This is a genomic window from Streptomyces lavendofoliae, assembly GCF_014649735.1.
Classification (GTDB): Bacteria; Actinomycetota; Actinomycetes; order Streptomycetales; family Streptomycetaceae; genus Streptomyces; species Streptomyces lavendofoliae.
In genome coordinates this window covers 99,432-112,229 of the sequence record NZ_BMTP01000014.1, presented here as the reverse complement: position 1 = coordinate 112,229, position 12,798 = coordinate 99,432, and the positions used below count along the sequence as shown (strand labels likewise).

General features: G+C 72.9%; 12 protein-coding genes. 6 read left to right on the top strand and 6 right to left on the bottom strand.

Annotation, left to right across the window (positions count from 1 at the left end; translation table 11 throughout):
- The first annotated feature begins 9 nt into the window (after positions 1 to 9).
- Positions 10 to 1,668: an FAD-binding dehydrogenase gene (locus IE109_RS24870; protein WP_189553492.1), complete on the top strand. Its 1,659-nt coding sequence runs from the start codon at positions 10 to 12 to the stop codon at positions 1,666 to 1,668.
- On the opposite strand, the gene IE109_RS24865 is transcribed toward IE109_RS24870, so the two are convergent.
- From IE109_RS24865 to IE109_RS24850, 4 genes are all read right to left on the bottom strand, one after another.
- Positions 1,665 to 2,042, bottom strand: coding sequence for a nuclear transport factor 2 family protein (locus tag IE109_RS24865; protein ID WP_189553490.1), 378 nt, complete (start codon positions 2,040 to 2,042; stop codon positions 1,665 to 1,667). The genes IE109_RS24870 and IE109_RS24865 overlap by 4 nt on opposite strands.
- Positions 2,039 to 2,464 carry an ASCH domain-containing protein gene (locus IE109_RS24860; RefSeq protein WP_189553488.1) on the bottom strand — a complete coding sequence of 142 codons (426 nt, stop codon included), beginning with the start codon at positions 2,462 to 2,464 and terminating at the stop codon, positions 2,039 to 2,041. The genes IE109_RS24865 and IE109_RS24860 overlap by 4 nt, the downstream gene beginning before the upstream one ends.
- 53 nt (positions 2,465 to 2,517) lie before the next feature.
- Positions 2,518 to 3,915 carry a GntP family permease gene (locus IE109_RS24855; RefSeq protein WP_189553486.1) on the bottom strand — a complete coding sequence of 466 codons (1,398 nt, stop codon included), beginning with the start codon at positions 3,913 to 3,915 and terminating at the stop codon, positions 2,518 to 2,520.
- Between the two features lie 320 nt (positions 3,916 to 4,235).
- Positions 4,236 to 4,748: a gluconokinase gene (locus tag IE109_RS24850; protein ID WP_189553484.1), complete on the bottom strand. Its 513-nt coding sequence runs from the start codon at positions 4,746 to 4,748 to the stop codon at positions 4,236 to 4,238.
- Positions 4,749 to 4,893: 145 nt separating this feature from the next.
- Between IE109_RS24850 and IE109_RS24845 the strand changes: the two genes are divergently transcribed.
- The 4 genes from IE109_RS24845 to IE109_RS24830 all read left to right on the top strand — a co-directional run bounded on the left by IE109_RS24845 (position 4,894) and on the right by IE109_RS24830 (position 9,122).
- Positions 4,894 to 5,595 carry a FadR/GntR family transcriptional regulator gene (locus IE109_RS24845; protein ID WP_189553482.1) on the top strand — a complete coding sequence of 234 codons (702 nt, stop codon included), beginning with the start codon at positions 4,894 to 4,896 and terminating at the stop codon, positions 5,593 to 5,595.
- A 205-nt stretch (positions 5,596 to 5,800) separates the two neighbouring features.
- Positions 5,801 to 7,267, top strand: a complete 1,467-nt coding sequence (locus IE109_RS24840; RefSeq protein ID WP_189553480.1) for an amino acid permease — start codon at positions 5,801 to 5,803, stop codon at positions 7,265 to 7,267.
- A 140-nt stretch (positions 7,268 to 7,407) separates the two neighbouring features.
- Complete coding sequence (locus IE109_RS24835; protein WP_189553478.1) at positions 7,408 to 8,496, top strand: S-(hydroxymethyl)mycothiol dehydrogenase; 1,089 nt, start codon at positions 7,408 to 7,410, stop codon at positions 8,494 to 8,496.
- A complete protein-coding gene (locus IE109_RS24830; RefSeq protein WP_189553476.1) occupies positions 8,493 to 9,122 on the top strand; it encodes an MBL fold metallo-hydrolase in 630 nt (209 codons plus the stop codon). The genes IE109_RS24835 and IE109_RS24830 overlap by 4 nt, the downstream gene beginning before the upstream one ends.
- Here the strand turns inward: IE109_RS24830 and IE109_RS24825 are convergent.
- Together IE109_RS24825 and xylB are read right to left on the bottom strand one after the other, a co-directional pair.
- Positions 9,106 to 10,035 (bottom strand): RluA family pseudouridine synthase, encoded by a 930-nt coding sequence (locus IE109_RS24825; RefSeq protein WP_189553474.1) that lies wholly within the window; start codon positions 10,033 to 10,035, stop codon positions 9,106 to 9,108. The genes IE109_RS24830 and IE109_RS24825 overlap by 17 nt on opposite strands.
- A 22-nt stretch (positions 10,036 to 10,057) precedes the next feature.
- Positions 10,058 to 11,497: a xylulokinase gene (xylB, locus tag IE109_RS24820; protein WP_189553472.1), complete on the bottom strand. Its 1,440-nt coding sequence runs from the start codon at positions 11,495 to 11,497 to the stop codon at positions 10,058 to 10,060.
- An 83-nt stretch (positions 11,498 to 11,580) separates the two neighbouring features.
- Here xylB and xylA point away from each other — a divergent pair, with 83 nt between their 5' ends.
- Positions 11,581 to 12,750, top strand: a complete 1,170-nt coding sequence (xylA, locus tag IE109_RS24815; RefSeq protein WP_189553470.1) for a xylose isomerase — start codon at positions 11,581 to 11,583, stop codon at positions 12,748 to 12,750.
- Positions 12,751 to 12,798: the final 48 nt, after the last annotated feature.

Sequence of the window (12,798 nt, the reverse complement as noted above, 5' to 3'; positions counted from 1 at the left end):
TGAGGACCCATGGCGTACGACGCAGATGTGATCGTGATCGGGGCGGGCCTCGCCGGCCTCGTCGCCACCGCCGAGCTCGTCGACGCGGGCCGCAGCGTCATCCTCCTCGACCAGGAACCGGAGCAGTCCATCGGCGGCCAGGCGCACTGGTCCTTCGGCGGGCTCTTCTTCGTCGACTCGCCCGAGCAGCGCCGGATGCGCATCCGCGACAGCCACGCCCTCGCCCTCCAGGACTGGCTCGGCACGGCCGGTTTCGACCGCCCCGAGGACCACTGGCCGCGCAAGTGGGCCGAGGCGTACGTCGACTTCGCGGCCGGCGAGAAGCGGGCCTGGCTGCACCGGCAGGGCGTCCGCTTCTTCCCGGTCGTGGGCTGGGCCGAACGCGGCGGCTACGACGCGACCGGCCACGGCAACTCCGTACCGCGTTTCCACATCACCTGGGGCACCGGTCCCGGGCTGGTCGCCCCCTTCGAGCGGCGCGTCCGCGCGGGCATCGCCAGGGGCCTCGTACGGCCGGCGTTCCGGCACCGGGTCACCGGCCTCGGCCGCACCGCGGGCGACGTCGACACCGTCAGCGGCGAGATCCTGGAGCCGTCCGGCGCCGAGCGCGGCACCGCCAGCAGCCGACGGGTCACCGGAGCCTTCGAGTACCGCGCCCAGGCCGTGATCGTCACCTCCGGCGGCATCGGCGGCAACCACGACCTGGTCCGCGCCCAGTGGCCCGAACGGCTCGGCACCCCTCCCGCGAAGATGCTCTCCGGCGTCCCCGCCCACGTCGACGGACTGATGCTCGGCATCGCCGAGGAGGCCGGGGCCCACCACATCAACCGCGACCGGATGTGGCACTACACCGAGGGCATCGAGAACTGGAACCCCATCTGGGCGCGCCACGGCATCCGCATCCTGCCCGGCCCGTCGTCCCTCTGGCTGGACGCCCACGGCCGCCGGCTGCCCGTCCCGCTCTTCCCCGGCTTCGACACGCTCGGCACCCTCGAACACATCATGAGGTCGGGGCACGGCTACACCTGGTTCGTCCTCAACCGGCGCATCATCGGCAAGGAGTTCACCCTCTCCGGCTCCGAGCAGAACCCGGACCTCACGGGCAGGTCGGTGCGCGGCGTGCTGGACCGCGCCCGCGCCGACGTGCCCGGACCGGTCAAGGCGTTCATGGACCACGGCGCCGACTTCGTCATCGAGGAGGACCTGCCGTCTTTGGTGCGGGGCATGAACGCGCTGACGAAGGAACCCCTCATCGACGAGGCCGCGCTGCGCCGCGAGATCACCGCGCGCGACCGGGAGATCGCCAACCCCTTCACCAAGGACCTCCAGGTCACGGCGATCCGCGGTGCCCGCAAGTACCTCGGTGACCGGCTCATCCGCACGGTCGCCCCGCACCGCGTCCTGGACCCGGCGGCCGGCCCGCTGGTCGCCGTACGCCTGAACATCCTCACCCGCAAGTCGCTCGGCGGCCTGGAGACCGACCTCTCGTCCCGCGTCCTCACCGCCGGCGGCGCCCCGCTCCCCGGGGTCTACGCGGCCGGCGAGGCGGCCGGCTTCGGCGGTGGCGGCGTCCACGGCTACCGCTCCCTGGAGGGCACCTTTCTCGGCGGCTGTCTCTTCTCCGGCCGCGCGGCCGGCCGGGCCGCCGCGAAGGCCACCGGCGCCTAGGCCGTGCCCTCCGGCACCGGCGTCCCCTGGTGGTAGTACAGCCGCCAGGCGCCGCCGGCGTCCGGGTCACGGCGCCACAGCGAGCTGCGCCGGGCACGACGGCCGGCGATGACCGTCTCGTACGTCAGGTGCACCAGGTCCGGGGCGAGGGGGACGCCCGTCATGCCGGTCACCTCGTACCGGGGGCCGTCCGCCGCTCCGCCCTCCAGCTCCGGCAGCGCGGCGAGCATGTCGTCCCGGCTCCACCGCCGCCCCGAGGCGCCGACCTCCACGAACTCCGGGTGCAGCAGCCGGTCCGCCTCCGCCCGGGACGCCCGTACGACAGGGTCCGCGAGCAGCAACTCGCCCGCGACCGCCTCGTCCACCCCCGTCACCGCGTGCGCTCCACGACGCGGAACCGCTCGGCGACCACCATGGTGCTGTCGTCCACCGTGAAGTCCGGGTCCCCGAGGGCCTGGCGCGTCTCTGCGCCGTGCCAGAAGCGTTCGTGGCCGTCGCGCCACTCGGCGACCGAGGCGTACCCCTCGCCCTCGTCGAGCGCGTGCGTCAGGTCCACCTCGCCGAGCGGCAGCACCCGCACCTCCGTCACCTCGACGACCGCGACCTCGCGGCCGCCGGAGTCGATGAGCGCCAAGCGTTCGCCGGCCCGCGGCAGTTCCTCGCCCTCCGCCTCGTACTCCGCGAGGAGACCGGTCGTCGTCACCTTCCCGCCCGACAGGACGGCGGCGACCAACCGGTCGCGCAAGGGTCCGGGGAAGGCCAACAGGTAGGGCTCGAGCCGTTCGTGGTCCGTCATGGGGCGACAGTCTGGCAAACCGCCGCCCCGCCCGCCACGGGAGGCCGGGGGCGCTACAGCACCAGTGACAGCAGCAGCACGAAGACGATCCCGACGACCGAGATGATGGTCTCCATCACCGACCAGGTCTTGATCGTCTGGCCGACGCTCATCCCGAAATACTCCTTCACCAACCAGAAGCCGGCGTCGTTGACGTGGCTGAAGAAGAGGGAGCCCGCGCCGATCGCCAGCACCAGCAGTGCCGCGTGCGAGGTCGACATGTCGGCCGCCAGCGGCGCGACCAGACCGGCCGCCGAGATGGTGGCGACCGTCGCCGATCCGGTGGCCAGCCGGATCGCCACCGCGATCAGCCAGGCCAGCAGCAGCGCCGGGATCGCCCAGTTCTCGGAGAAGTCCAGGATCATCTGCCCGACACCCACATCGATCAGGGTCTGCTTGAAGCCGCCGCCCGCGCCCACGATCAGCAGGACACCCGCGATCGGGGCGAGCGAGGTCTCCACGGTCGAGGAGATCCGCTCCTTGGTGAAGCCGGCCGCCCGCCCCAGGGTGAAGATGCCCACCAGGACCGCGGCGAGCAGCGCGATGAGCGGCGAGCCGATGACGTCGGTCACCCGCTGGACGCCGTTCTCCGGGTCGTCGACGACGATGTCCACCAGGGCCTTGACCAGCATCAGCACCACGGGCAGCAGCACGGTCGCCACCGTGGCGCCGAAGCCGGGCCGCCGCTCCAGGTCGTCGGACGCCCGCTGCGGGACCATGCGCTCGGGCACCGGCACGTCCACCCACCGTGCCGCGTAGCGGGAGAACAGCGGGCCGGCGACGATCACGGTCGGGACGGCGACGACGATGCCCAGCGCCAGCGTGACGCCCAGGTTGGCCCCGATGGCGTCGATGGCGACCAGCGGGCCGGGGTGCGGCGGGATCAGGCCGTGCATCACGGACAGGCCCGCCAGCGCCGGGACGCCGATCCGCATCAGGGAGTAGCCGCCGCGCTTGGCGACCATCAGCACCACCGGGATCAGCAGCACGATGCCGACCTCGAAGAACAGCGGCAGCCCGATCACCGACGCGATCAGCACCATCGCCCACGGCATGGCCCGGCCGCCCGCCCTGGCCAGGATCGTGTCCACGATCTGGTCGGCGCCGCCGGAGTCGGCGAGCAGCTTGCCGAGGATCGCCCCGAGGGCGATGAGCACACCGACGCCCGCGACGGTCGAGCCGAGCCCCTTGGTGAAGGAGGCGATGGCCGCGTCGAGCGGGGCGCCCGCGAAGGCGCCGAGCGCCAGCGATCCTATGGTCAGCGCCAGGAAGGCGTGGAGCTTGAACTTCGTGATGAGCAGGACGATGACGGCGATGCCCGCCAGCACGGCGATGCCCAGCTGGGCGTTGCCGGCCGAGGTGATCGGCTCGGTGGCGTCCGCTGCCAGCATCTCGACGTTGAGACTGGTCACAGGGGTTCCTCGGGGTCAGGGGCCGGGTCTGGACTGGGTGGGTGGGTGGGTGGGGACGGCGGAGGGGGGAGGGGTGGGAAACCGGGAGCGGAGCCGCCGGAGGCCCGGTGCGACGGACCCCCACGAGCCGTACGGGTCCGCACCGGGTGCACGGGCCGGGTACGACCCCGTACGGCGACCGCGACCGTCCTCCCCATGGCGACGACGCGGGGCCGTACGGCACGGTCCCCGAGCCGGGCCGTCCACCGGCGTACGGGCGGGGCGGGCGGCAGCGGGTGGGCGGACACGGGCGCGACGCGGACGGACCCGCCGACCGGGGCTCAGCGCGGGGCGAACCCGCGCAGGGCGGCGACCGCCCGGTCGGTGATCTCCCGCGGTGAACCGGAGACGTCGACGGCCACCCCGGCCTCGTCGTCGCCGAGCGGCTGGAGCGTCGCGAACTGCGAGTCCAGCAGCGCCGTGGGCATGAAGTGCCCCGTGCGCGCGGACATCCGCCGCTCGATCAGCGACCGGTCGCCGGTCAGGTGGAGGAAGACGACGCCGGGCGCGGCCGAGCGCAGCCGGTCGCGGTACGCCCGCTTCAGCGCCGAGCTGCTCACCACCCCGCCGAGGCCCGCCCGCCCGTGCGCCCACTGCCCGATGGCGTCGAGCCAGGGCCACCGGTCGTCGTCGTCCAGCGGGACGCCGGCCGACATCTTGGCGATGTTCGCCTCCGGGTGGAAGTCGTCGCCCTCGGCGTAGGGCACGCCGAGGCGCTCGGCGACCAGCGGACCGACGGTGGTCTTGCCGGTCCCGGCCACGCCCATCACGACGACGACGGGGGGTTGCTGCATGGGTGGGTGCCTCGCTGTCTTCCTCGACATCGATCCGGACGCCACCGCGGCATCCGTCGCCCGACACTGAAACCCATGGAGTACGACGTATTCAAGAGCCTGTGACATAAAAGTCATACTTATTGGCGGCGGTTACGCTATGCACATGACGACGCAGGCCCAGGGACTCCATACGCATGTGCTGGACACCCTGGGCCTCGCCATCACCGCGGGGGAGTACCCGCCCGGCAGCGTCCTGCGCACCGACGAGCTCGCCCGGCGCTTCGAGGTGTCGCGCACCGTGATCCGCGAGGTCGTCCGCGTCCTGGAGTCCATGCACCTCGTGGAGTCGCGCCGCCGCGTCGGCGTGACCGTGCGCCCCACCGAGCTGTGGAACGTGTACGACCCCAGGGTGATCCGCTGGCGGCTGGCCGGCGCCGACCGCCCCCGCCAGCTCAGGTCGCTGACCGTGCTCCGTTCCGCCGTCGAGCCGGTCGCGGCCGGCCTCGCCGCCACCCATGCCACCCCGGGCCAGTGCCGGGAGCTCACCGAGCAGGCCCTCGGGATGGTCGCCACCTCGCGCGGCGGGCGGCTGGAGGCGTACCTCGTCCACGACATCGCCTTCCACCGCGTCGTCCTCAACGCCTCCGGCAACGAGATGTTCGCCCGCCTCGGGGACGTGGTCGCGGAGGTCCTCGCGGGCCGCACCCACCATCACGTGATGTTCGAGGACCCCGACCCGGCGGCCGTCACCCTCCATGTGCGGGTCGCCGAGGCCGTGCGGGAGCGGGACGCGGCCCGCGCCGAGGAGCTCACCAGGGAGATCGCCGTGGGCGCGCTCCGCGAGCTCGACGTCCTCGCGCCGTAGCCGGACCCCGTAAGCTGCTCAACGCTGATTAACCAGTCGGTAACCTCAAAAACACCTCAGATCAGCCCGTACGTGACATAGGCCACAGCCAAAACGGCGGCGAAGCCGTGACTATGTGCCCTGGCCTTCTGTCGCGGTGACCATCCCCATCACCCGCGTACGGGCCGGCTGATACCGCACGACCCCTCACAAAGGCGACTTCCAGATGAGTGACCGCACCATGCCTGCGGCCGACACCCTGAGCCCCGGTGCCCCGGCGGCGACGGGCGCCCCCCACATCGACGCCGGTGACGCCGGTTACAGCAAGGACCTCAAGTCCCGCCACGTCAACATGATCGCCATCGGTGGCGCGATAGGCACCGGCCTCTTCCTCGGCGCCGGCGGCCGCCTGGCGGGCGCCGGCCCCTCCCTCGCGATCGCGTACGCCGTCTGCGGTGTCTTCGCCTTCTTCGTCGTCCGGGCCCTCGGTGAGCTGGTGCTCTACCGCCCGTCCTCCGGCGCGTTCGTCTCGTACGCCCGTGAGTTCATGGGCGAGAAGGGCGCCTACACGGCCGGCTGGCTGTACTTCCTGAACTGGTCGACCACCGCCGTGGCCGACATCACCGCGGCGGCGGTCTTCGCGCACTACTGGTCGCTGTTCAGCGACGTCCCGCAGTGGGTGCTCGCCATGATCGCGCTCGCCGTGGTCCTCACCGCGAACCTGATCTCGGTGAAGTACTTCGGCGAGATGGAGTTCTGGTTCGCGATCATCAAGGTCGCCGCACTGGTGATCTTCATGTGCGTCGGCATCTTCCTGGTGGTGACCCAGCACGAGGTCGGCGGCCACACCCCGGGCCTCGCCACCCTCACCGACAACGGCGGCATGTTCCCGATGGGCATGCTGCCGATGCTGCTGGTCGTCCAGGGCGTCGTCTTCGCCTACGCCTCCGTCGAGCTGGTCGGCGTCGCCGCGGGTGAGACCAAGAACCCCGAGAAGATCATGCCGAAGGCGATCAACTCGATCATGTGGCGCGTGGGCCTGTTCTACGTCGGCTCGGTCGTGCTGCTCTCGCTGCTCCTGCCGTACACCTCCTTCACCGGCGACCAGAGCCCCTTCGTCACCGTCTTCGACAAGCTCGGCATCCCGGGCACGTCCCACATCATGAACCTGGTCGTGCTCACCGCCGCCCTGTCCAGCCTCAACTCCGGCCTGTACTCCACCGGCCGCATCCTGCGCTCGATGGCCATGGCCGGCTCCGCGCCCAAGTTCACCGCCCGCATGAACAAGGGCCAGGTGCCCTACGGAGGCATCCTGCTCACCGCGGGCTTCGGCGTCCTGGGCGTCGTGCTGAACTACGTCATGCCCGGCGAGGCGTTCGAGATCGTGCTGAACCTCGCCTCGATCGGCATCCTCGGCACCTGGGGCATGATCATGCTCTGCTCGCTGCTCTTCTGGTCCCGCTCCAAGGAGGGCAGGGTCACCCGCCCGTCCTACAAGCTGCCCTGGGCCCCGTACACCCAGATCGTCACGCTGGTGTTCCTGGTCTCCGTCCTGTTCCTGATGTGGTGGGGCGGTGGCGTCGGCCGGTACACGGTGAACTGCCTGCCGCTGATCGCGGCTCTGCTCGTCGGCGGCTGGTTCGCCGTCCGCAGGCGGGTCAACGCGCTGGCGGCCCCGCAGCCGCGGGACTGACCCGCGGGGCGGGCCACGACGCCCCCGCCGGACACCCGTCCGGCGGGGGCGTCGCGCACGCGGCCGAATATGCACCCCGGCAGGCACCCGGGACCGGAATAGTGGTGCCGGACATCCGCACCACGAAGGGAAGAGCCACGATGGCACAGCAGGTCAAAGGGGTCATCGCCCCGGGGAAGAACGAACCCGTGCGCGTGGAGACCATCCTGGTGCCGGACCCCGGCCCCGGCGAAGCCGTCGTGGCGATCCAGGCCTGCGGGGTCTGCCACACCGACCTGCACTACAAGCAGGGCGGCATCAACGACGACTTCCCGTTCCTCCTCGGTCACGAGGCCGCGGGCGTCGTCGAAGCGGTGGGCGAGGGCGTCACCGACGTCACGCCCGGCGACTTCGTGATCCTCAACTGGCGGGCCGTGTGCGGGAAGTGCCGGGCCTGTCGCCGCGGCAGGCCCTGGTACTGCTTCGACACCCACAACGCCCGGCAGAGGATGACCCTGGAGGACGGCACGGAACTGTCGCCGGCCCTCGGCATCGGCGCCTTCGCCGAGAAGACGCTCGTCGCCGCCGGCCAGTGCACCAAGGTCGACCCGGCCGTCGCCCCCGAGATCGCCGGCCTGCTGGGCTGCGGCGTGATGGCCGGCATCGGCGCGGCGATCAATACCGGCCAGGTCGGCCGGGGCGACTCGGTCGCCGTGATCGGCTGCGGCGGCGTCGGCGACGCGGCCATCGTGGGCTCCCGCCTGGCGGGCGCGGCGCGGATCATCGCCGTCGACATCGACGACCGCAAGCTGGAGACCGCCCGGTCCATGGGCGCCACCCACACCGTCGACTCCCGGACCGCCGACCCGGTCGAGGCGATCCGCGAACTGACCGACGGGTTCGGCGCGGACGTCGTCATCGAGGCGGTCGGCCGCCCCGAGACCTATCAGCAGGCGTTCTACGCCCGTGACCTCGCCGGCACGGTCGTCCTCGTCGGCGTACCGACGCCCGGGATGAAGCTGGAGCTGCCGCTCCTCGACGTCTTCGGACGCGGCGGCGCCCTGAAGTCCTCCTGGTACGGCGACTGCCTGCCCTCCCGGGACTTCCCCATGCTCATCGACCTGCACCAGCAGGGCCGCATCGACCTGGGCGCCTTCGTCACCGAGACGATCGGCCTGGGCGACGTCGAGAAGGCGTTCGCGCGGATGCACGAGGGCGACGTGCTGCGTTCGGTGGTGGTCTTCGGATGACCGCCCGCATCGAGCGCCTCGTCACCTCCGGCACCTTCTCGCTGGACGGCGGCACCTGGGACGTCGACAACAACGTGTGGATCGTGGGGGACGGCGCGGAGGCGATCGTCATCGACGCCGCGCACGACGCCGACGCCATCCTGGCCGCCCTCGACGGCCGTACGCTGCGGGCCATCGTCTGCACGCACGCCCACAACGACCACATCGACGCCGCCCCGGCGCTCGCCGCCGCCACCGGCGCCCGCATCCTGCTGCACCCCGACGACCTGCCGCTGTGGAAGCTGACCCACCCCGACAGCCACCCGGACGGCGAACTTGCCGACGGCCAGACCCTCACCATCGCGGGAGCCGACCTCACCGTCCTGCACACGCCGGGTCACGCGCCCGGCGCGGTGAGCCTGTACGCGCCGGACCTGGGCTCCGTCTTCACCGGCGACACGCTCTTCGCCGGCGGCCCGGGCGCCACCGGCCGGTCCTTCTCCCACTTCCCGACGATCATCGACTCGATCCGGGACCGGCTGCTCACCCTGCCGCCGGAGACGGTGGTCCGCACGGGACACGGGGACACCACCACGATCGGCGCCGAGGCCCCGCACCTCCAGGAGTGGGTCACCCGAGGCCACTGAGCGCCAGCCCGCTGACGAACCGCATCGGCACGCCCGTGACCGGGTCGGTGAACTCCAGCCTCCGCGCCAGCAGTTGCAGCGGACGCGTGTAGTCCTCCGGCCCGTCCTCCCGCACCACGGGGTACAGCGGATCGTGCAGGATCGGCACCCCCAGACGGGCCATGTGCACCCGGAGCTGATGGGTCTGGCCGGTCGCCGGCACCAGCCGGTACCGGCCGAGCCCGTCCCGGTGCTCCAGCAGCTCGACACGGCTCTCGCTGTTCGGCTCGCCCGGCTCCTCCCGCGCCGCGAGCACGCCCCGCTCCTTGACGATCCGGCTGCGTACGGTCACGGGCAGCGCGAGCCCCGGATCGTACGCGGCCACCGCCTCGTACTCCTTGCGCACCCGGCGGTCCCGGAACAGCGCCTGGTACGCGCCCCGGTCCCCGGGCCGCACCACGAACAGCGCGAGCCCCGCCGTCAGCCGGTCCAGCCGGTGCGCCGGCTGCAACTCCGGCAGGCCGAGGTCCCGCCGCAGCCGCGCCAGCGCCGTCTCCGTGACATGCCGCCCGCGCGGCGTCGTCGCCAGGAAGTGCGGCTTGTCGGCCACCACGATCCGCTCGTCCCGGTGGACGATCCCCACCTCGAACGGCACCCGTTCCTCCGGCGGGAAGTCCCGGTGGAACCACACGTAGCGCCCCGGCGCGTACGCCTCGCGCGGACCGACCGGCGCCCCGTCCGCCCCGACGAACCGGCCGGCCGCCAGCATCGCGTCCACCCGGTCGGCGCCGATCGCCCCCGCGTACCGCCCGAGCAGGTGGTCACGGACGGTCGGCCACGCCCCCTCGGGGTCGGCGGGCAGCCGCAGCCGCACCGGGTCGATCCCGGCGCGCTGCGGCAGCGGGGCCTGCGGGGGCCTGGTCCTGCGTCTCACCGCCCCACGGTATCCGCCCAGGTCACCGGCGCTCCAGCGCGTCGTAGGCGGGCAGCACGGCGGCGATCCGGTCCCAGGCGGCACGGTCGCGCTCCAGCGGGGGCAGGGTCTCGCCCTCGCCGCCGCCCCACGCGGCCGCGACGGCCACCGCGTCCTCCCCGGACGCGGCGCCCGCCGCCAGGGCCGCGGCCCCCAGGGCGACGAGCTCGGCGGTACGGGGCAGGACGACGGCCCGCCCGGAGAGCCGGCGCACCGTCTCCACCCAGGTCCGCCCCCGGGCGCCGCCGCCGATCAGCCGCAGCGGTACGTCCCCGCTCACGCGCGGCAGCTCGTCGAGGGCCCGCAGCACGCTGAACGCGGCGCCCTCGTAGGCGGCCCCCAGCAGCTGCTGCCGGGTGGTGGTGTGGCGCAGCCCGGTGAGCAGCCCCGAGGCGCCGGGCAGGTCGGGGGTGCGCTCGCCGTCCAGGTACGGCAGCAGGACGGCCTCCCCGCCGGGGACGGCGTCCTCGCGGTCCAGGCCCAGCAGCGCGGCGACCTTGTCGACGGCCAGCGTGCAGTTGAGCGTGCAGCCGAGAGGGAGGTACGTGCCGTCGGTGGCGGCGAAGCCGGCGAGCGCCGCCGTCGCCGGCCGGGTCCGGGTGGCCGCGAAGACCGTGCCGGACGTGCCCAGGGAGACCACCGGGTGGTCGAGCAGACCCCGGCCGCCCAGCCCGAGCCCCACGGCGGCGGCCATGTTGTCCCCGGTGCCCGCGGCGACGGCGATGCCCTCCGGCAGGCCCAGTTCCCGGGCCGCCCGGGCGGTCAGCGACCCGACGCGGGTGGCGCCGGTCGGGGCGACGGCCGGGAGACGGGCGGGGTCCAGCCCCAGCAGGTCGAGCAGCCCGGGGTCGTAGCCGCCGGTCGCGGTGTTGTACCAGCAGGTGCCGGACGCGTCGCCGGGGTCGGTCGCGGCCGTCCCGCCGAGCCGCTCGGTGAGGAAGTCGTGGGGGAGGCGCACGGCCGCGGCGGCCTCGGCGGTACGCGGCTCGTGCTCCCGCAGCCACTCCCACTTGCCGGCCGTCATGGACGCCACCGGTACGGAACCGGTACGGGCCAGCCAGCCGTCGGCGCCGAGCCTGTCGGTGAGGGCGGCGGCCTGGGGCGCGGAACGGGTGTCGTTCCACAGCAGGGCGGGGCGCAGCGGTCGCCCGGCGCCGTCCAGGACGACCAGGCCGTGCTGCTGGCCGGCCACGGCGATGCCGGTGACCACGCGGGCGTCGAAGCCCGCCAGCGCCCCGGCGACGGCCTCGGCGAGCGCCCGCCACCACTGCTCGGGGTCGCTCTCCCGCGCCCCGGCGTCACCGCTCACCGTGTGGGCGGCCCGGCCCATGGCCAGCACCTGCCCGGAAGCGGCGTCCACCAGGACCGCCTTGGTGGACTGGGTGGAGCTGTCCACGCCGATCACGGCCGGGGACGACTGCATCTCGATACCTCTCAGCTTCTTGGCGAAGGGCCGTCCGTAGCGTATTAGTAATGTCAGAAAACAAATAGACCTGGAGGCCGCACATGTCGGAACGCTTCATCCCCACCCCCGAGGACAGGTTCACCTTCGGGCTGTGGACCGTGGGCTGGCAGGGGGTCGACCCCTTCGGCACCGCGACCCGCCCCGCGCTCGACCCCGTCGAATCCGTCGAGCGCCTGGCCGCCCTCGGCGCGTACGGCGTGACGTTCCACGACGACGACCTGATCCCCTTCGGGTCCTCCGACTCCGAGCGCGAGGCGGTGGTCAAGCGGTTCCGCGACGCGCTGGACCGCACCGGCATGAAGGTGCCGATGGCCACCACCAACCTGTTCACCCACCCGGTCTTCAAGGACGGTGCCTTCACCGCCAACGACCGCGACGTCCGCCGCTACGCGCTGCGCAAGACGATCCGCAACATCGACCTCGCGGTCGAGCTCGGCGCCGGCGTGTACGTGGCGTGGGGCGGCCGGGAGGGCGCGGAGTCGGGCGCCGCCAAGGACGTGCGCGCCGCCCTCGACCGGATGAAGGAGGCGTTCGACCTCCTCGGCCAGTACGTCACCGAACAGGGCTACGACCTGCGCTTCGCGATCGAGCCCAAGCCCAACGAGCCGCGCGGCGACATCCTGCTGCCCACCATCGGCCACGCCCTCGCCTTCATCGAGCGCCTGGAGCGCCCCGACCTGGTCGGCGTCAACCCGGAGGTCGGCCACGAACAGATGGCGGGCCTCAACTTCCCGCACGGCATCGCGCAGGCGCTGTGGGCGGGCAAGCTCTTCCACATCGACCTCAACGGCCAGTCCGGCATCAAGTACGACCAGGACTTCCGCTTCGGCGCGGGCGACCTCCGGCAGGCCTTCTGGCTCGTCGACCTCCTGGAGAGCGCGGGCTACGACGGACCGCGCCACTTCGACTTCAAGCCGGTGCGCACCGACGGCTTCGACGGCGTCTGGGAGTCCGCGAAGAACTGCATGCGCAACTACCTCATCCTCAAGGAGCGCGCCGCCGCCTTCCGCGCCGACCCCGAGGTCCAGGAGGCCCTCGCGGCCTCCCGCCTCCCCGACCTGGCCCGCCCCACCGCCGCGGACGGCCTCGCGTCCCTGCTGGCGGACGCCTCCGCGTACGACACGTTCGACCCCGAGGCGGCGGCGGCCCGCTCCATGTGCTTCGAGCGCCTCGACCAGCTGGCGCTGGACCACCTCCTCGCCACCCGCTGAGCCCTCGCCCCGGGGCCCTCGCCCCGGGGCGGCCCCCGCGGCACCGGC

What these genes read in the sequence shown, in the direction of transcription:
- IE109_RS24870 (WP_189553492.1), top strand. Translation starts at nt 10, where the DNA reads ATGGCGTACGACGCAGATGTGATCGTGATCGGGGCGGGCCTCGCCGGC.
- IE109_RS24840 (WP_189553480.1), top strand. Translation starts at nt 5,801, where the DNA reads ATGAGTGACCGCACCATGCCTGCGGCCGACACCCTGAGCCCCGGTGCC.
- IE109_RS24860 (WP_189553488.1), bottom strand. Translation starts at nt 2,464, where the DNA reads ATGACGGACCACGAACGGCTCGAGCCCTACCTGTTGGCCTTCCCCGGA.
- xylB (WP_189553472.1), bottom strand. Translation starts at nt 11,497, where the DNA reads ATGCAGTCGTCCCCGGCCGTGATCGGCGTGGACAGCTCCACCCAGTCC.
- IE109_RS24845 (WP_189553482.1), top strand. Translation starts at nt 4,894, where the DNA reads ATGACGACGCAGGCCCAGGGACTCCATACGCATGTGCTGGACACCCTG.
- IE109_RS24830 (WP_189553476.1), top strand. Translation starts at nt 8,493, where the DNA reads ATGACCGCCCGCATCGAGCGCCTCGTCACCTCCGGCACCTTCTCGCTG.
- xylA (WP_189553470.1), top strand. Translation starts at nt 11,581, where the DNA reads ATGTCGGAACGCTTCATCCCCACCCCCGAGGACAGGTTCACCTTCGGG.
- IE109_RS24850 (WP_189553484.1), bottom strand. Translation starts at nt 4,748, where the DNA reads ATGCAGCAACCCCCCGTCGTCGTCGTGATGGGCGTGGCCGGGACCGGC.
- IE109_RS24835 (WP_189553478.1), top strand. Translation starts at nt 7,408, where the DNA reads ATGGCACAGCAGGTCAAAGGGGTCATCGCCCCGGGGAAGAACGAACCC.